This window comes from Streptomyces sp. x-19, assembly GCF_046549115.1.
In the GTDB taxonomy this organism is placed as follows: domain Bacteria; phylum Actinomycetota; class Actinomycetes; order Streptomycetales; family Streptomycetaceae; genus Streptomyces; species Streptomyces albulus_C.
This window is the reverse complement of record NZ_JAJPWK010000042.1, coordinates 15,167-31,750: the sequence shown is the minus strand read 5'-3', so window position 1 is coordinate 31,750 and position 16,584 is coordinate 15,167. Positions and strand designations below refer to the sequence as shown.

17 protein-coding genes and 1 riboswitch are annotated in these 16,584 nt (G+C 72.4%); of the genes, 6 read left to right on the top strand and 11 right to left on the bottom strand.

The window, feature by feature from the left end:
- Nucleotides 1–20: 20 nt before the first annotated feature.
- Nucleotides 21–731: a DUF4365 domain-containing protein gene (locus ACLJT4_RS40285; RefSeq protein ID WP_411130025.1), complete on the bottom strand. Its 711-nt coding sequence runs from the start codon at nt 729–731 to the stop codon at nt 21–23.
- Nucleotides 732–1,069: 338 nt separating this feature from the next.
- Nucleotides 1,070–1,447, bottom strand: a complete 378-nt coding sequence (locus tag ACLJT4_RS40280; RefSeq protein ID WP_411130024.1) for a hypothetical protein — start codon at nt 1,445–1,447, stop codon at nt 1,070–1,072.
- A gap of 406 nt (nt 1,448–1,853) precedes the next feature.
- Here ACLJT4_RS40280 and ACLJT4_RS40275 point away from each other — a divergent pair, with 406 nt between their 5' ends.
- The gene (locus tag ACLJT4_RS40275; protein WP_411130023.1) at nt 1,854–2,033 is read left to right on the top strand and encodes a hypothetical protein; all 180 of its coding nucleotides are present in this window, start codon (nt 1,854–1,856) and stop codon (nt 2,031–2,033) included.
- Nucleotides 2,034–2,173: 140 nt separating this feature from the next.
- Here ACLJT4_RS40275 and ACLJT4_RS40270 read toward each other — a convergent pair whose 3' ends face one another.
- Nucleotides 2,174–3,574, bottom strand: coding sequence for an NAD(P)-binding domain-containing protein (locus tag ACLJT4_RS40270; protein WP_411130022.1), 1,401 nt, complete (start codon nt 3,572–3,574; stop codon nt 2,174–2,176).
- Between the two features lie 174 nt (nt 3,575–3,748).
- On the opposite strand from ACLJT4_RS40270, the gene ACLJT4_RS40265 reads away from it, so the two are divergent.
- The gene (locus tag ACLJT4_RS40265) at nt 3,749–4,123 is read left to right on the top strand and encodes an ArsR/SmtB family transcription factor (protein ID WP_411130021.1); all 375 of its coding nucleotides are present in this window, start codon (nt 3,749–3,751) and stop codon (nt 4,121–4,123) included.
- 101 nt (nt 4,124–4,224) lie between these two features.
- Here the strand turns inward: ACLJT4_RS40265 and ACLJT4_RS40260 are convergent, their stop codons facing one another.
- Genes ACLJT4_RS40260 through ACLJT4_RS40245 form a run of 4 tightly spaced genes read right to left on the bottom strand, consistent with a single transcriptional unit; the run spans nt 4,225 to nt 6,920 of the window.
- On the bottom strand, nt 4,225–5,286 hold the full coding sequence (locus ACLJT4_RS40260; protein WP_411130020.1) for an ArsO family NAD(P)H-dependent flavin-containing monooxygenase: 1,062 nt from the start codon (nt 5,284–5,286) through the stop codon (nt 4,225–4,227).
- Complete coding sequence (locus tag ACLJT4_RS40255; protein ID WP_411130019.1) at nt 5,283–5,501, bottom strand: DUF2180 family protein; 219 nt, start codon at nt 5,499–5,501, stop codon at nt 5,283–5,285. Before ACLJT4_RS40255 ends, ACLJT4_RS40260 begins: the two co-directional genes overlap by 4 nt.
- Nucleotides 5,502–5,514: 13 nt before the next feature.
- Nucleotides 5,515–6,615 (bottom strand): ACR3 family arsenite efflux transporter, encoded by a 1,101-nt coding sequence (gene arsB / locus ACLJT4_RS40250; RefSeq protein ID WP_411130018.1) that lies wholly within the window; start codon nt 6,613–6,615, stop codon nt 5,515–5,517.
- Entirely contained in the window at nt 6,615–6,920 is a 306-nt protein-coding gene (locus ACLJT4_RS40245) for an ArsR/SmtB family transcription factor (protein WP_411130017.1), read from the bottom strand. The genes arsB and ACLJT4_RS40245 overlap by 1 nt, the downstream gene beginning before the upstream one ends.
- A gap of 252 nt (nt 6,921–7,172) precedes the next feature.
- Here ACLJT4_RS40245 and ACLJT4_RS40240 point away from each other — a divergent pair, with 252 nt between their 5' ends.
- Nucleotides 7,173–7,592, top strand: a complete 420-nt coding sequence (locus ACLJT4_RS40240; RefSeq protein WP_411130027.1) for an arsenate reductase ArsC — start codon at nt 7,173–7,175, stop codon at nt 7,590–7,592.
- Between the two features lie 780 nt (nt 7,593–8,372).
- Nucleotides 8,373–9,512: a PP2C family protein-serine/threonine phosphatase gene (locus tag ACLJT4_RS40235; protein WP_411130016.1), complete on the top strand. Its 1,140-nt coding sequence runs from the start codon at nt 8,373–8,375 to the stop codon at nt 9,510–9,512.
- Between the two features lie 34 nt (nt 9,513–9,546).
- On the opposite strand, the gene ACLJT4_RS40230 is transcribed toward ACLJT4_RS40235, so the two are convergent.
- Nucleotides 9,547–10,665, bottom strand: a complete 1,119-nt coding sequence (locus tag ACLJT4_RS40230; RefSeq protein WP_411130015.1) for a DUF2332 domain-containing protein — start codon at nt 10,663–10,665, stop codon at nt 9,547–9,549.
- 412 nt (nt 10,666–11,077) lie between these two features.
- Nucleotides 11,078–11,234, top strand: a riboswitch (cyclic di-AMP (ydaO/yuaA leader).
- 11 nt (nt 11,235–11,245) lie between these two features.
- On the opposite strand from ACLJT4_RS40230, the gene ACLJT4_RS40225 reads away from it, so the two are divergent.
- On the top strand, nt 11,246–12,646 hold the full coding sequence (locus ACLJT4_RS40225) for a peptidoglycan DD-metalloendopeptidase family protein (protein ID WP_411130014.1): 1,401 nt from the start codon (nt 11,246–11,248) through the stop codon (nt 12,644–12,646).
- Between the two features lie 107 nt (nt 12,647–12,753).
- Nucleotides 12,754–13,719, top strand: a complete 966-nt coding sequence (locus ACLJT4_RS40220; RefSeq protein ID WP_411130013.1) for an aldo/keto reductase — start codon at nt 12,754–12,756, stop codon at nt 13,717–13,719.
- Nucleotides 13,720–13,846: 127 nt separating this feature from the next.
- Here the strand turns inward: ACLJT4_RS40220 and ACLJT4_RS40215 are convergent, their stop codons facing one another.
- The 3 genes from ACLJT4_RS40215 to trmB all read right to left on the bottom strand — a co-directional run bounded on the left by ACLJT4_RS40215 (nt 13,847) and on the right by trmB (nt 16,463).
- Nucleotides 13,847–14,149, bottom strand: a complete 303-nt coding sequence (locus tag ACLJT4_RS40215) for a hypothetical protein (RefSeq protein ID WP_026247493.1) — start codon at nt 14,147–14,149, stop codon at nt 13,847–13,849.
- Nucleotides 14,150–14,233: 84 nt separating this feature from the next.
- Nucleotides 14,234–15,517, bottom strand: coding sequence for a PrsW family intramembrane metalloprotease (locus tag ACLJT4_RS40210; RefSeq protein ID WP_411130012.1), 1,284 nt, complete (start codon nt 15,515–15,517; stop codon nt 14,234–14,236).
- Between the two features lie 88 nt (nt 15,518–15,605).
- Nucleotides 15,606–16,463 (bottom strand): tRNA (guanosine(46)-N7)-methyltransferase TrmB, encoded by an 858-nt coding sequence (gene trmB, locus ACLJT4_RS40205; RefSeq protein ID WP_411130011.1) that lies wholly within the window; start codon nt 16,461–16,463, stop codon nt 15,606–15,608.
- Nucleotides 16,464–16,584: the final 121 nt, after the last annotated feature.

Genomic DNA, 16,584 nt, shown 5'->3' with positions numbered 1-16,584 from the left:
GACCCACGGCCCAAGAAGGATCACGCGGAGCCAGTGGGGAAATCCCGTGTCCGCGGGGAGTTCTCATGTCCGCCAGTGCGTGGGTCATCAAGTCCGCCACCGGGGCAGTCGCCCTGACCGTTGACACTGTGGATCAGCGTCAACCGGTAGTCGTCCCAAACGATGAACCACCCCTGCGCCCAGCCGGGATGGTGCGCACGGCCCGTGAACGAGGTGTCCTTCCAATCGGCCCTCAGACGCAATCGACGCCTCTTCGCGGGGCCCACGGCAGGCTCGCTGTAGGGGATCGGCGCCGGTTCTTCTTCGGGGGTCCCCATCACGTGGGCGTAGGCGTCGATCTCGGAGATGAGCTGCCCGACTGTCTGTGCGGAAAGCTCCGCTCCGGCGGAGACCTTCACGTACCGAGGCGGCGTGACTGCGGTCCTCAGAGCCTTCGTCAGGTTCACCCAGAACAGCCGCCCGACTTCCATGTCGTAGACGACTCCGACGACAGGGATTGGGCGAGCAGCCCAATCATCTGCATGGCTTCCCACAGGGATCGCGTACCCGTTGGCCCGACGATACTTGCTGGACTTTCCACCGGCGGTCTTCACCTGCACAGCGATCATGCAGCCGGTCCGCTTCCTGTCACGAGTGAAGTCGACGATCAGGTCTTCGCCCATATCAGTACTGCCGTCGACCACGTGCACCAAGTGATTGTGGTCCTCCAGCAGCGTGCGGAGAGCATTCACTCCCGCAAGCTCAATTCGGCGATTAGGTGGGACAGTGGCCACAGATCTCCCTGTGCAGTCGAACGACAAACGACTGTAGTGCCACGCCAGCAAGTCCCCGCTGGAATCGGGTGGAAGTGTGGAGATCTCCGAGAACACGGAACAGGAGCACTCTCCTGAGTGCTTCCATGCGCACGAAGTCGAACCATTCAGTCAAGACCGCCGCGTCTGATTCAAGCCAATTACCAGACCGTAGATGAGAGATGCGCATATTATCGGCGGAGCGTACCGAGTGCACGCTGCTTACTTCGGAAATTCCCTTTCGTCAGGATGCGTCCTCCAGTGATACGTGCCCGAGTTCACCGTCGTGCTTCCCTGTCCGCCGCAGCAGTTGTGACCGTGGTGATGCTCGCCCTCACCGGCTGCCAGCCCAGTTCCGACGACGGGGGCAAGGGGAATCCGCCGCCCTCCGATTCGGTCTCGACGGCGGTTTCGGATTCGCCCTCTCCGTCCACCAGCCCGTCCAGCACCTCCCCTTCGCCGTCTCCCACGGCCGCGACACCGACGCCCGTGGCCGCGACGAATGCTCCCGAGCCCAGGACGGGTTCCGGGTCAGGCTCTGGATCGGGCTCCGGTTCTGGTTCGGGCTCCGGCTCCTCGTCCAGCTCGGGATCGGGATCCTCCGGCGGATCTTCGTCAGGCGCTGCCTCCGGCTCCAACGACACCGCCGGCGTCATCCTCTCCCCATCCGGGAACTACTATCAGCGCGGCCAGTTTTGCAAGAAGGCGCACCTTGGCCTGACCACACGCGATGTACACGGCAATCAGCTTTACTGCGCCGTGCAAAGCGGTCGGCCCCACTGGCAGTAAGCCGTCCACCGGTAAGGCCATAAACCGGAGTGAGTGGATGCGGTGGGTGCAGGGGCGGGAGCTGCTGGGAGCCTTCCCCCAAGCTCGACCTCGTCACACAGCTGCTGCGCGAGGGGCTAATCAAGGAGTTCGTCCGCGCGAGGACGTCAATGGACCCGGGCCGGCCGATGCCCTCCCTCGTTCGTCGACGGTATCCCCGCCGACGACAGCCTCGACGTTCGCCTCACCACGTCGGGCGCTTGGCACGAAGCGGACCGGGAGGGCCACCTGGTGATGAGCGCAGGCGGCCAACAGTGGACCTTCGCCGCTCCTGCACCCACCGGCTACGACGCCGCGAACCTGTACCTGCATTCCTTGCCCGTGCCGGACGTTACAGAACGGGTCCGCAAGGAGTTCGCCCACTTCCTGGGCGCCCCCCATCGGCCTGGTCGGAGAGCTGACTGCCTGTACTGAAATCCTGCAGGCGGCCAACCGCGTACCGTTCTACGCCGACCTCGCCGACGAAGTGCGACATCATCTCGATCGCCTGGGAGTCCCGACTCCCAGGCCGTGATCGGTCTGCCAGGACGTGTCTGACGGGCCAAGTGCTTCGGTCATGCGCCGCAGCAGCCACCCGCGGGCGTGTTCTCAGCGGCAGCCGAGGTGGGTGCTGCGAGCTGGAGGGGCTGGGGTTCGGGGGTGGTGCAGCAGCCTTGGGCAGGTGTCTCGTCGGCTTCGGGGGTGTCGAAGAGTCCGGCGCCGCCGCACACCCCGGTCTCGGGCAGGGTGAGTTCGACGCGGTCGGCGGCCTGGGTGTCGCCGGCGAGGGCGGCGGCGATGGAGCGGACCTGCTCGTAGCCGGTCATCGCGAGGAAGGTGGGGGCGCGGCCGTAGGACTTCATGCCGGCGAGGTAGATGCCTGCTTCGGGGTGGGACAGTTCGCGGTGGCCGTGCGGGTAGACGGTGCCGCAGGAGTGCTGGTTGGGGTCGATCAGCGGGGCCAGCGCGAGGGGGGCCTGGAGGCGCTCGTCGAGGCGCAGCCGCACCTCGGACAGGAACGACAACTCAGGGCGGAAGCCGGTCAGCACGACCGCCTCGTCCACCGCGTCCAGTCGACGCCCGTCTTCGCCTACGAGCACCAGGCGTCCGTCGCTGTCGCGCTCGATGGTCTGGGTGCGAAAGCCGGTGACGGCGTCGGCGTGCCCGGCGTCGACGGCGGCCTTCGCGGCCAGGCCCAGGGCGCCGCGGGCGGGCAGTTGGTCGGCCGCGCCGCCGCCGAAGGTGGAGCCGGAGATGCCGCGGCGCAGGATCCACACGGCCTTCGTCCCGGCCCCGCCCTTGGAGGCGGCCAGGTCGGCGAGGTAGGCCAGTGCGGTGAAAGCGGAGGCGCCCGAGCCGATGACGGCCGTGCGCTTGCCGGCGTAACGGGCCCGGACAGTGGGGTTGTTGAGGTGGGGGACGCGGTAGGTGAGGTGGTCGGCCGCGGCCCTCTCGCCGAGCGCGGGCAGGCCGTTGCCACCTGCGGGGGCGGGAGCGCTCCAGGTGCCGGAGGCGTCGATCACGGCGCGCGCGAAGACGCGCTCCTCGCGGCCGTCGGCGCTGGTGTAGTGGACGGTGAACGGTTGGGCTTCGCGGTCGGCGTCCACGACGCGGTCACGGCCGGCGCGGGAGACGCCGGTGACCCTGGCGTCGAAGTGGACGCGCTCGCCGAGGGCGTCGGCCAGCGGCGCCAGGTACTGCTCGGCCCAGTCACCGCCGGAGGGGTAGGTCGCCGAGTCGGGGCGCGTCCAGCCGGTGGGGGCCAGGAGCTTCTCGGCGGCCGGGTCGATGACCTCGCCCCAGCGGGAGAAGAGTCGCACGTGCGCCCACTGGCGCACCGCTGATCCTGCAGACCGGCCGGTCTCCAGGATCAGCGGGGTGATGCCGTATTCGATCAGGTGGGCGGCTGCGGCCAGGCCGGTGGGCCCGGCTCCGATCACGACAACGGGCGGTTCGGCGGGGGTGGGCGCGTTCACGACGACTCCTTGCGTATTTCGACATCTGCCGATGGCTGCTTCCCAGCATGGCTACTGCATCGATGAACGTCAACATAGACATTTGTCGAAGTAGGGTTTGACTCTCCCTGCCTGTGGCCCTCGGGGGTGATCGCTCCCCTGAAGGGTTGTTTCGATGTGTGTCAACATAGATGCATGTCGAACGCGCAGGCGATGCCGCAACTCGATACGGAAGGGGGCCAATCAGTGGTGGGCCCGTGCTGCCCGCCGCTGACCGAGCGGCCCTTCACGGCCGACGAGGCCGAGAGGGCCGCGCCGATGTTCAAGGCGCTCGGTGACCCGATCCGGCTGCGGCTGTTCTCCGCCATCGCCTCGCACGAGGGAGGCGAGGCGTGCGTGTGCGACATCTCCGACGTGGGTGTCTCCCAGCCCACCGTCAGCCACCACCTGAAGAAGCTCAAGGAGGCCGGGTTGCTGACCTCCGAGCGGCGTGGGACGTGGGTGTACTACCGGGTGGAGCCGTCGGTGCTGGCCGCCATGGGCCAGCTACTGATCACGGCCGCAGGCTGATCGCGGTGTGAGCGAGTCAGTGGCTTGCCGTCGAGTGTCCGCAGACCTGCGCAGCCGGTGACATTCGCACGATCCTTACGAGGCCATGACCGAGCGTGGGTTCAGATGCGGAGGAGTCCGGCGATCTGGTGCACCGCCTCGCGGGCCGGGCGGCCCACGCCGATGAGGGTGGCGGAGGCGGGGCCGGTCCAGTCGCCGTAGCCCAGCAGGTGCAACCGCGGCTCCTGTAGGACGCGCGTGCCGTCGGTGGCGATGTGTCCGCGCCGGCCACGCAGTCGGAGCGGGGCCAGGTGGGTCAGGGCGGGGCGGAAGCCGGTGCACCAGATGATCGCTTCCACGCGGGACTGGCTGCCGTCGGCCCACTGGACGCCGTCCTCGGTGAGGCGGGTGAACATCGGTTTCGCTGGTATGAGCCCGGCGTCCCGGGCCGCGCGTACGGGAGGGACGGCGACGATGTCGCCGAGCGAGGCCACCCCGCCGGTGTCACCACGGCCCTCCAGGAGGGCGCGGTGGCGGGCGGTGGCGACGTCGAACAGGTCGCGGCCGTCGATGTCGTCGGCCAGGAACCGCGGCGGACGCTGCGTCACCCACGTCAACTCGACGCCGGCCAGCGCGAGGTCGGCGGCGATCTGGGCGCCGGAGTTGCCGCCGCCGACCACGACGACGCGCTGCCCGGCGAAGTCGGACGGACTGCGGTAGCCGGTGGTGTGCACCTGCCGGCCGGCGAAGACCTCCTGGCCGCGGACGGTGGGAAGGAAGGGACGGGACCAAGTGCCGGTGGCGCTGATGACCGCCCGCGCCCGCCAGGAGCCGCAGTCGGTCTCCACCCGCAGCCGGTCGCCGTCGCGGTCGACGGCGTGGACGTCGACCCCGTGCCGAACGGGCAGGTCGTAGCGCTTTTCGTAGTCGGCGAGGTAGTCGACCACATGCCCGGCATCCGGATACGTGTGGCCGGGTTGGGCCGGCATCAGCCGTCCCGGGAGCGAGGAGTAGGCGGCCGGGGAGAACAGGTGCAGGGAGTCCCAGGTGTCCTGCCAGGCCCCGCCGGGGGCGGGCCGGGCGTCGAAGACGGTGAACTCCAGCCCTCGGCGGCGTAGGTGGTAGCCGGCGGCGAGCCCGGCCTGGCCGCCGCCGACCACCACCACATCGAGCGCTTCGATCACGAGGCGGCCCCCGCACCGGATGCCGTGGCCAGGGCGCATGCCGGGCACAGGACCTGGCGAACCACCGCTTCGGGGGGTGGCCCGAGTACCGGCCCGCGCCGCACCGGCACGGTCGCAGTGTGGACGTGGTTGCCGCAGACGCCGGCGCCGCAGCCGCGGCACACTCCGACGGCGGTGCTGGTCATGCGTGCCAGACGGCACTCCAGGCAGTGCATCGGGCTTTCCTCCCTACGAGGAGCGCGTGCTGGGAACCGCGGTGTGGAACTTCCTGCGCCAGGCCAGCGAGACGTAGACCAGGGCCACGAGCACCGGGACCTCGATCAGCGGGCCGACCACTCCGGACAGGGCCTGGCCGGAGGTGACGCCGAAGGTGGCGATGGCCACGGCGATGGCCAGCTCGAAGTTGTTGCCGGCGGCCGTGAAGGCGAGGGTCGCGGTGCGGTCGTAGGCAAGTCCAAGGCCCTTGCCGAGGGCAAAGCTGCCGAACCACATGATCGCGAAGTAGGCCAGCAGCGGCAGCGCGATCCGGGCGACGTCCAGCGGCTGCGAGGTGATCGTCTTTCCCTGCAGCGCGAAGAGGATGACGATCGTGAACAGCAGGCCGTAGAGGGCGAATGGTCCGATCTTCGGCAGGAAGGCGGACTCGTACCGTTCCCGGCCCAGCTTCTTCTCGCCCAGGCGACGGGTCAGGAAGCCGGCGACCAGCGGGACGCCCAGGAAGATGACCACGTTGAGGGCGATCTTCCACATGGAGATGTCGAGGTGCTGTCCGTTGCCCAAGCCGAGCCAGTTCGGCAGCAGGTCCAGGTAGAACCAGCCGAGCAGGCCGAAGGCGATGACCTGGAAGACGGAGTTCAGGGCGACCAGGACGGCGGCGGCTTCGCGGTCGCCGCAGGCCAGGTCGTTCCAGATGATCACCATGGCGATGCAGCGGGCCAGGCCCACGATGATCAACCCGGTCCGGTACTCGGGCAGGTCCGGCAGGAAGGTCCACGCCAGCGCGAACATCACCGCCGGCCCGAGGATCCAGTTGATGACCAGCGAGGAGACCATCAGCTTCTTGTCGCCTGTAACGGCGTCGAGCTTGTCGTAGCGGACCTTGGCCAGCACCGGATACATCATGATCAGCAAGCCGACGGCGATCGGCAGGGAGATCCCGCCGATCTCCACCTTGGCCAAGGCGTCGTTCAGACCGGGGATGAGACGGCCCAGGCCCAGGCCGAGCCCCATGGCGATCAGGATCCACACCGCCAGGAAGCGGTCCAGGGTGGAGAGCTTGGCGACGACGGACGCCTCTTCCGTCGTCGCGGGGGCTTCGATGCGGCTCACTAGCAGGGCCTCTTCCGGTCGGCGGTGGCGCGGGCGGTGGCGGCCAGCTCGGCGAAGGCCCCGGCCAGGGCCTCGATGACGTCCGGCCGCAGCCGGTAGTACGTGAACCGGCCGCAGGGCTCGGTCTCCACCACACCCGCCTCCCGCAGCACCCGCAGGTGGTTGGAGAGGTTGGTCTGCTTGGCGCCGGTCTCCTCGACCAGGTGCGTGGTGCACAGCGTCTCGTGGGCGAGCAGGTTCACGATCTTCAGCCTGAGCGGGTCGGCCAGCACCCGGATCAGATCAGTATCGACTGACGTCATCATGCGCTGATACTCTCACATCAGTCAAAGCTGACACCAGTACGCGCTGATCTGTCAGCCCCTTGAAAGGGTTCTCGTGACCGCATCCCCTCCGTCCGGCCTGCCCGACGAACGGCTGGCCACCGATGCGGCGCGCCTCGCGCCGCACGGGCGCCGGGCGGGGCCCTGCCTCGGGCGCTGTTCGCGCGCAGCCGCAAAGACCTGCCAGGCCACTGGCCTCCCGTCCGCACCATCCGCTTCGTGAAGGAAGAACTCATGCCCTCCGCGCCGCTCGCCTCCGTGCTCTTCGTCTGCGTCCACAACGCCGGCCGCTCGCAGATGGCCGCCGGATTCCTCGCCCACCTCGCAGGCGACCGCATCGAGGTCCGCTCCGCCGGCTCGCTACCCGCCGACCAGGTCAACCCGGCCGCCGTCGAGGCGATGGAGGAGGTCGGTATCGACATCGCCGACCAGCAGCCCAAGGTCCTGACGGCCGAGGCCGTCCAGGCGTCCGACTACGTCATCACCATGGGCTGCGGCGACGCCTGCCCGATCTTCCCCGGCAAGAAGTACCTCGACTGGGCCCTGGAGGACCCGGCCGGCCAGGGCGTCGAGGCCGTCCGCCCGATCCGCGACGAGATCAAGACCCGCATCGAGGACCTGATCGCCGAGATCGACGCAGGGGCCGGCAAGTGACCACCGAGATCTACGGGAGGCAGCGACCACGCTGGCGATCGGCGGCGAGAGTCGCATTTCCCTCCGTGGCCTGCGCCGGTCGCATTGGGTCTCCCACCCCCCTCTCCGGCTGCGGCATCCAGCCCCACCAGGCCACGGAGTCAGCACCCCATGCGTGAGCGGTGCGTGAGCGGACGTCGTGGCACAGTGCGATCCGCACCGGATCGCCCACCATGACACACCTGCACCGACTGGGAAAAAAGGACTGCTGGAGTCCTGGTGGGACCGGTCATCACGGTCCCACCAGGACTTTTAATCCATTGGTTCAGGGTTCGAGCCCCTGATGGCCCACCAGGTGGAGCATGCGGTGCTCCGACGGAGAGTGGCGCCCCGACCGGTACGACGGTCGGGGCGCCGCTCGTTGTGCGTGCGGGGTGCTCCCGGGGCGGTGCCGGAACCCGGTGGGGAGGACCCTTGGGGGGCGGGTCGGCCCCGGCCCGTTCCTACCCCGTTCGGCGCAGGAGGACTCGCCGGGCGGCGCGGTGCCGGCAAGCCTTGAACCGGCAGTGCCTCGGGGATCGCGTGCGGTCAGGACGCACCCGGCGGGCGTGGCGCGTGGCTGGCAGGCGCGTGCCACGTACCCGGCAACGGCGCTGCGCTGGGACCCGGCGGGTGCGCGGCCGGGCGGACCGGGGCGCGGACGGATCCGGAGTCGGACCGGGGCGTGCGGGCGGAGCACGGCGGTGCCGTGACCCGCACCGGGCGCCACCGGGCGGGCGGACTGGGAAGAGGCCGGTGCGGATGGTGCGAGGCGGCGGGAACCGCACGGCCGACGAGGAACGGCGGGCGCGCCGCAACCAGATGTCCTCGTGGGGGCGGCCGTTGGCGCGCTGGCTCCCCGCCGTCCTCATCGGCGGCGGCGTGCTCTTCGACCTCGTGACGCCGCCCCAGTACACCGCGGCCCCGTTCCTCTCCGCCGCCCCCTTGGTCGCCGCCCCGCTGTACTCCCTGCGGGCCACCGCCGGCACCGCCCTGGCCGCCGTCGTCACCGAGGTCCTGCTCGCCACGTACCACGGGGCCGAGGACTACTACCAGTCCGCCACCGAGGCGATCACGGTCGTCGTGGTGGCCCTGATGGCGCTCGGCATCAACCGGGTCGTCCGGCGCAGCGACGCCCGGCTCGCCTCCGTGCGCGACGTCTCCGAGGCCGCCCAACGGGCCGTGCTGCCGGCGCCCCCCGACACCCTCGCCGGCCTGGCGGTCGCCGCCCGCTACGTGGGTGCCCGGGCCGGTGCCCGCATCGGCGGTGACCTGCACGCCATCCAGGACACCCCGCACGGCGTGCGGATGATCGTCGGCGACGTCCGGGGCAAGGGGCTGGAGGCCGTCGAGGCCGCGGTCGTCGTGGTCGGGGCCTTCCGCGAGGCGGCGGAGCAGGAGGCCACCTTGGAGGCGGTGGCGAGCCGGCTGGAACGGGCGATCGAACGGGAGGGCGGGCGCCGCGCCGGCCTCGACCAGGACGAGGGCTTCACCACGGCCGTCCTGGCGGAGGTCCCCGCCGGGAACCAGTCCGTGCTGCGCATCCTCAACCGCGGCCACCCGTCCCCCCTGCTGCTCACCCCGGACGGCGGCCTACGGGAGCTGCCCCCGCACACGGCGGCGCTGCCGCTGGGACTGGGCGACGTGGCCGGGTGGCCCGACCGCGCGGACGAGACGTTCTTCCCCGCCGGGGCGCTGCTGCTGCTGTTCACCGACGGGGTGACCGAGGCCCGCGACCGGGCCGGGCGGTTCTACGACCCGTGCGCCCGGTTGCGCGGCAGCCAATTCAGCGGCCCCGGGGACCTGTTGGACGTGGTGGTCGAGGACGTCGCCCGGCACACCGGCGGGGGCCCCGCCGACGACATGGCCCTGTTGGCGGTCCAGCGGCCCCTGGAGGCGTAGCGCGGGGCGTCGGTGAACGGGCGGGGTGGCCGGGTTACGGCAGCGGCGGACGCAACCAGTGCACGCTCTGGCCGTGCGGCCCCGTCAGGGCCACCGGGCGCTCGTCCAGGGCGAGGGTCAGCGACATCGGGTCCCCCGGCCCGAGGGACCGGTGCTCCGGCGCGGTGATCCACGGCAGCACGCCGTGGTGCTCCTGGGAGATCCAGTGACCCGGGCCGTCCCGTTCGGCCAGCACCGACCGGACGAGCCCGGCGAACTCCTCGCGCCGGGCCGGCGGGAGGTAGTGCAGCACCGCGCTGTGGAAGACGACGAGCGTCGCCCCGGCCGGTACCCGGGCGGCCAGCGCCGGCAGTTCGTCGATCAGGTCGCCGCGCACCACCGTGGGCCGCGGCGACGCCCGGACCGCCTCGACGGCCGCCGTGAGCCGTGCCGACCGGGCCTCGTCGCCGGGCCACACCAGGGCGTGCAGCCAACGCAGGTCGTCCGGCGACCCGACCGGGTCGAGCGGTTCCAGGTCGATGCCACCGCGCCAGACGACCTCGGGCCGCGCGCCGGGCGGCACCGTCGCGCCGTCGTCCCAGGGCGCGACCCCACTGGTGCGGCAGGTGAAGGCGACCGGGCCGTCCGGGGCGCCGGCCTCGACCGGCTCCCCGTGGGGGCTGGGAGGTCCGTCGGGGACGTACCGGTAGCGGTACCGGTCGGGGTGCAGGCACAGCCCCGCCGACGTCCCGACCTCCAGGAGGGCCAGCGGCTGCGGCAGACGGGCCAGCAGCGGCAGTAACGCGGCGCAGCGGGCCGGCTCGTTGGTCTGGGTCGCGCGCCGCATGATCACCGCGCGGACCTCGTCCCAGTGCCGGACCGTCCACTCGCGCCACCGCCCGTACGCCGCCTCGCCGCGCGGCCCCGACTCGGCGTGCGGGCCGTCCAGGTAGCGCACCGCGGCGAGCAGCAGGTTCGGCTGCTGCTTGTTCCCCGAGGGCAGCGAACGGGCCAGCAGTTCGCAGATCTCGTCGTCCTGGCCGATCCGGGCGGAGAGTTCCTCGTGCGCGTCGGACCGGCCCCGCGCCTCGTGCCAGGAGAACTCCCGGTACCGAACCGCCACGTCCCGTGGGGTGTTGACGGTGCTTCCGGTGTTCGCGACGTTGACGACCATGAGGCGACGTTACCGCCCTCACGTTCCGTAACTGCGGGGCGTCCCTCCGCATAACGACTGGTGCACAATCGCCGCGAGATCGTTTGGCGATGCCGCGCCAACTCGCCCTGTTTGCGGTCAGACTGGGGGCAAAAGTCCACGCCAGAGCTTCTTCGGGGGGCTTGCGGAACCCCCGCGGATTCGTGGGAACGCTTGGATTTCCCGCACCGTCTCTATTACTGTCCGATAACGGAGCGCGGTCGTCCCAGCCGTCGCCAATGGCGGCACCGCGCGCCGACGCCGAATCCTGCACGCGCTGTTCCCGCACCTCCAGAACGACCCTTGAGCCACCCGCCCGAGCCAGCTTTCCGCACGGCGCGACCCCCGTCCTCGACCCGAGTCGGGTCGCCCGGATCGGCCGGTTCCGGGGGTCCTGTCGGATCCGCCTGGAATTGCAGGGAATTGAGTAGAGGGAACCGGGGAACCACCACCTTGGGGTGAATCGGGCGCCTCTCGCCAGGGGGTGCCGGTAGGAGACCTTCCTGCTCCGAACCCGTCAGCTAACCCGGTAGGCGAGAAGGAAGGAAAGGAGTGCGCCCCCGTGGCGTCCAACAGGCCCGCCCCCCATGCTCCGTCCGCGTACGGCCTCGGTGGTCCCGCCGACTTCGGTGGCCCGGTCGGCTTCGGCGGCCCCGCCGGCTTCACCGTTCCCACGACCGTCGGTGACCCCGCCGGCGTTCCCGCCCCCACTGCCGTGAGCGGCCCCGACGACGTCAGCGCATTCGCCGCTGTCGATGGCCCGACCGACGGCGGAGCTCCCGCTGGAGCGCCCCAAGACCCCTCGCCGTACGGCCAGTTTCCGGGGCAGCGGTCCCCCGGTGAGGTGTTCTCCCACGACCTGCTGACGCCGGAGCCTTCGCCCCAGGGCGCGCCGGGCGGCGCCGAGCCGTCGGCCGGCCCCGCCGGTGCGGACGCCGGCGACGGATGGCCGCCGGCCGACGAGTCGGACGCCGGCGACGCATCGGCCCGCCCGGTCCGCGGCAAGCACCGGGTGGCCAAGCAGCGCAGCGGCGGGCTGGCGCGCGGCGGCACGGTGCTGGGCGTCGGCGTGATCGCGGCGGTCGGCGCGAGCGGGGTGGCCGCGGCCGAGGACCGGCCGCCGGTGCCGATATCGGTGCCGGACCCCGGTGGCGTGGTCGACGACGCCACCGGGGCCCTCCAGGACGCCGGCCCCCGCACGGCCGACGCCGGTGCCGCGCCCGTCGCGACGCCCGCCGGCACGGACTCCGCAACGACGGCCTCCGCCCCCGCGGTCGGCCCCGCCGCGTCCCGTCCGCAGGGCGACGACGCCACCGCGGGCGGCGCACCGGGCGCGGGGCCGGCCGAGGCGCTGCGCCACCGCATCCTCCAGCAGGCCGACGGCCGACCGGGGGCCGCGGAGGCCGAGACCGGCAGCGATGCGGACGCCGGACCGGACGCCGGCCCGGCGGACGAAGCAGCGCCCGACGCGGCATCCGGAACGGCACCCGAGGCGGCGGCCGAGCCGGCTGCGCCCGCGTCGCGGGCCCGCCCGGCGGCGTCGGACGACCGGCCCGCCGACGGGGCGGGGACCGCCGTCGCCCCGGTCTCCTCGTACACCCTCACCACCGGCTTCGGGCAGGCCGGCGACCGTTGGGCCGCGGACCACACCGGACAGGACTTCGCGGCCCCGACCGGCACGCTGGTCAGGGCGGTGCACGACGGCACCCTCACCCAGGCGGGCTGGGCCGGCGGCTACGGCTACCGCATCGTCCTCACCCTCGACGACGGCACGCAGCTCTGGTTCTGCCACCTGTCCTCGATGGTCAAGACGACGGGGCGGGTGCACGCGGGCGACGTCATCGGCCGGGTCGGCGCCACCGGGAACGCCACCACGCCCCACCTCCACCTGGAGGTCCGCCCGGACGCCGGCGCCCCGACGGACCCGCTGCCCTGGTTGCGCGACCGCGGGGTCACGGTCTGACGGGCGCACGGAGCCGGAGCCGGCCGCCCGGCCGCGGGGGAACGACTCCCCGCGGTCGGGCGGGTGCGGAGGGAACAACTCCGCGTACCCGGGCGTTGGCACGGAGCATGACCGTGACACACGCCCAGAGCTCCGCCCCCACGCCCAAGTCGCTCGGTTCGCTGTCCGTCTCCCCGCTCTGCCTCGGAGGCAACGTCTTCGGCTGGACCGCCGACGAGGCCGAGTCCTTCGCCGTGCTCGACGCCTACGTCGCCGGCGGCGGCAACTTCATCGACACCGCCGACGTCTACTCCGCCTGGGTGCCGGGCAACAAGGGCGGCGAGTCCGAAACCGTCCTCGGCAACTGGCTGGCCGCCCGCGGCAACCGCGACGACGTCGTGATCGCCACCAAGGTCGGTGTCCACCCCGACCTCAAGGGCCTGTCCGCCGCCACCATCAAGACCGCCGTCGACCTGTCCCTGACCCGGCTGCGCACGGACCACATCGACCTCTACTACACCCACTACGACGACGAATCGGTCGAGGTGGGCGAGTTCCTGACCGCCCTCGACGACCTCGTGCGCGCGGGCAAGGTCCGGGAGATCGCCGCGTCCAACATCTCCGCGCGGCGCCTGCAGGAGTCGCTGGACTTCTCCGCCCGCGAGGGCGTGGCCCGCTACGTGGCCCTCCAGCCGCACTACAACCTGGTCTCCCGCGACACCTACGAGGGCGAACTCGCCGACGTCGCCGCCCGCAACGGCGTGGCCGCCGTCCCGTACTACGCGCTCGCCTCCGGCTTCCTGACCGGCAAGTACCGCCCCGGCAGCAGCGTCGACAGCGCCCGCGCCGGCAAGGCCGCCGAATACCTGGAGACCGACCGCGGCCGCCGCGTCCTGCAGGCCCTCGACACCGTCGCCGCGGCCCACGACGCCGAGCCGTCCACCGTCGCCCTCGCCTGGCTCGCCGCCCAGCCCACCGTGGCGGCGCCCATCGCCAGCGCCCGCACCCTGGCGCAGCTCCCGGCCCTGCTGGCCGTCACCGAGCTCAGCCTCACCGACGTCGAACTGGCCCTCCTCACGGAGGCGTCGGCCTGACGCGAGGCGGATGCGGTGCGGCGGGCCGGTACGGCGCCGCACACCGCACGGTGCGGGGCGCACCCAGCCGCGCCCCGCACCGTCCGCCGCACCCGGCGCAGCCGTGCCGACCAGGCGTGGCCGGCCGTCAGCCGCGCCGGTCCGCCACCGCCCACGAGGCCAGCGCGACGCCGCCCGCCACCGCGAAGACCGAAGGCCACGCCCCGATCTTCTTGGCCAGCGGGTGCGACCCCGCGAACGCCGCCACGTAGGCGCCGCTCAGCGCCGCGGCCGCCTTCGTGCCGGCCTTCTGCTGCCAGCCGCGGGCGGCCACCGCACCGGCCGCCGCCAGCGCCACCCCGCCCAACGGCCGCTTCTTGGTCCACCGGGCCACGCCGTAACCGCCCACCAGACCGGTGGCCGCCACCACACTCGTCGGTATCCCAGCCATCGCAGAATCCTCCCTTTCACGGACAACTCCCACGAGCCTACGCGCGGCCGGCGCGGTGCCCGGAAGCACCGTCAGGCGTGGCGATCAGCGCTGGTCACCGGCGCGCTGGCCGGGTGCGCCGGTGCCGCACGCCCACGCCTGGAGCAGCGCCGGCCCCGCCCACGTCCGGTACTGCCACAGCAGCTCCAGCAGTTCGCGCTCCCGCGCGGCGAAGTCCGGGGACGGGCCCGCCAGGTGGGCGCGGCGGCGGTGGAAGGAGAGGGCGGTGGCCAGGGTGGTGTAGGCGGTGACGGCGCGGGCGGCGGCCGGGCCGTGGGTCCGGCGGGCCAGGTCGCGGGCCAGGGCGCGGGTCCGCAGCGAGGCGAGCGCGGTCGGCTCGGGCGGAGCGAGCCACCCGGCGGCGGTGTACGGGGCGAGGTAGATGCGCACGGACAGCAACTCCTGCCGGCGGGCCCACAGCGCCAGCCAGGTCAGGGTCAGCAGCACCGGCACCATGCACACGCCGTAGACGGTCAGGAAGCCGGCGTCGCCGAGGCTGGAGGCGGCGTTCCACACGCCGTGCAGCAGGACCGCCGTGGTCAGGCCGAGCAGGACCAGCGCGGCGCGGGCGGCCCGGCGGCGCGGGTAGCGGGTAGCGGCTATCCCGAAGGCCAGCCCGGTGAGGATCGTGAAGAGCGGATGGGCGAACGGGGAGACCACGATCCGCACGAAGAAGGTGCCGGCGGTCACCGAGTCCAGGCCGGTGTGCCCCATGGAGCGGTCCTCGCCGAAGGCGCTGCCCAGGTAGAGGATGTTCTCGGTGAAGGCGAATCCGGTGGCGGTGATCCCGGCGATCACGATGCCGTCCGTGATGCCGTCGAAGTCACGGCGGCGGAAGCGGTAGAGGAGCACGATGGCGGCGGCCTTCATCACCTCCTCGACGATCGGGGCGACGACGGTCGAGCCCCACGCCTGGGCGTCGGTCGGTGAGGCGGAGGCGATGTTGTTCGCCAACCAGTCCGTGGCGAAGCCGTTGGCCAGGACCGCGACCAAGGTCGCGGCACACGCCCCCCAGGCGAAGGCGAACGCGAGGTTCCGCCAGGGTTCGGGCTCGATCCGGTCCAGCCAGCAGAACGCCGCGATCAGCAGCGGCACCGGGAAGACCGCCAGCCCGAGACCGACCAGCAACCCCTCGGTGCCGGTCTGCCGCCGCACGATGCCGAGGATGAGCACGCCGGACAGGGCCAGCAGCGCGGCCAGCGCGACGGCCCGGACGGTCTTGCTGCGCCAGGGCGCGGACCGGCGCCGAGGCCCGTCGGGCACCTCGGCGGGCGTGTACGACGACGGGCCGGCTGAGTGCGCGGGCAGCGGCGGCGGTGACGGGTACACCCATCGACCCTAGCGAGGGCGGGGCGGCGGGAACACGCGGACCGGGGTGCCCGCGGGCGGGCCGGGCCGGCGCCCCGGGGCCGCGGTCTCAGCCCCGGCGGCGGAACAGCAGGTCGTGGACGGTGTGCCCCTTGTCGAGGCCCTGTCCCTCGAACCTGGTCAGCGGCCGGAACTCCGGCCGGGGCGCGTACCCGGAGTGCAGGTTCTCCAGCGTCGGCTCGGCGGAGAGCACCTCCAGCATCTGCTCGGCGTACGGCTCCCAGTCGGTCGCGCAGTGCACCAGTGCGCCGGGCGCGAGCCGGGTCGCGGCCAGCGCCACGAACTCGGGCTGGATCAGCCGGCGCTTGTGGTGCCGCTTCTTGGGCCAGGGGTCCGGGAAGTACACCCGCAGGCCGGCGAGGGAGCCGGGGGCCAGCATCTCCCGCAGCAGGATGATCGCGTCACCGTTGGCCACCCGGACGTTGGACAGGCCGTTGCGCTCCGCGAGACGGAGCAGATTGCCCTGGCCGGGGGTGTGCACGTCGCAGCCGAGGATGCCGGTGCCCGGGTCGGCGGCGGCCATCTGCGCGGTGGCCTCGCCCATCCCGAAGCCGATCTCCAGGACGACCGGCAGGCCGCCGAAGAACGCGTCGAGGTCGAGGCGGGAGAGCCCGTCGATGTCCATGCCCCACGTCGGCCACAGTCGGCGCAGCGCCTCGGCCTGGGAGGCGGTGACGCGGCTGCGGCGGGGCTGGAAGGAGCGGATCCGCCGCTCGTGGTGCGAGCCGGCGGGGTCGGCGGCCGGCCCCGTCCCGTCGGGGAACATCGGCGTACCGCGCCGGGGCACGGCGGCCGAGGCGGCGGTGGCACCGAGCGGGCGTGCGGGCGGGGCGGCGGTCACCGGGGCGTGCGCGGCCGTCACGTCGTCGGCGGCGGCGGTCTCAGGGGTGGCGGGGTTCTCGGACACAGTGCGTCCGATTCTACGGACGACGCCGCCGCGGCCGGGACCGTCGCCGCCGGGCCGGCCCGGGCCCGGACCCCGTCGACCGGTCGAACCGCAGGTCAGGGCCAGTCCACGGCGAGGGCGG

Excerpts from the sequence above, each read along its gene's own strand:
- ACLJT4_RS40280 (WP_411130024.1), bottom strand. The coding sequence starts at position 1,447 with ATGACGCCGGCGGTGTCGTTGGAGCCGGAGGCAGCGCCTGACGAAGAT.
- ACLJT4_RS40275 (WP_411130023.1), top strand. The coding sequence starts at position 1,854 with ATGAGCGCAGGCGGCCAACAGTGGACCTTCGCCGCTCCTGCACCCACC.
- ACLJT4_RS40265 (WP_411130021.1), top strand. The coding sequence starts at position 3,749 with ATGTCGAACGCGCAGGCGATGCCGCAACTCGATACGGAAGGGGGCCAA.
- ACLJT4_RS40255 (WP_411130019.1), bottom strand. The coding sequence starts at position 5,501 with ATGCACTGCCTGGAGTGCCGTCTGGCACGCATGACCAGCACCGCCGTC.
- ACLJT4_RS40245 (WP_411130017.1), bottom strand. The coding sequence starts at position 6,920 with ATGATGACGTCAGTCGATACTGATCTGATCCGGGTGCTGGCCGACCCG.
- ACLJT4_RS40240 (WP_411130027.1), top strand. The coding sequence starts at position 7,173 with ATGCCCTCCGCGCCGCTCGCCTCCGTGCTCTTCGTCTGCGTCCACAAC.
- ACLJT4_RS40235 (WP_411130016.1), top strand. The coding sequence starts at position 8,373 with ATGGTGCGAGGCGGCGGGAACCGCACGGCCGACGAGGAACGGCGGGCG.
- ACLJT4_RS40230 (WP_411130015.1), bottom strand. The coding sequence starts at position 10,665 with ATGGTCGTCAACGTCGCGAACACCGGAAGCACCGTCAACACCCCACGG.
- ACLJT4_RS40220 (WP_411130013.1), top strand. The coding sequence starts at position 12,754 with ATGACCGTGACACACGCCCAGAGCTCCGCCCCCACGCCCAAGTCGCTC.
- ACLJT4_RS40215 (WP_026247493.1), bottom strand. The coding sequence starts at position 14,149 with ATGGCTGGGATACCGACGAGTGTGGTGGCGGCCACCGGTCTGGTGGGC.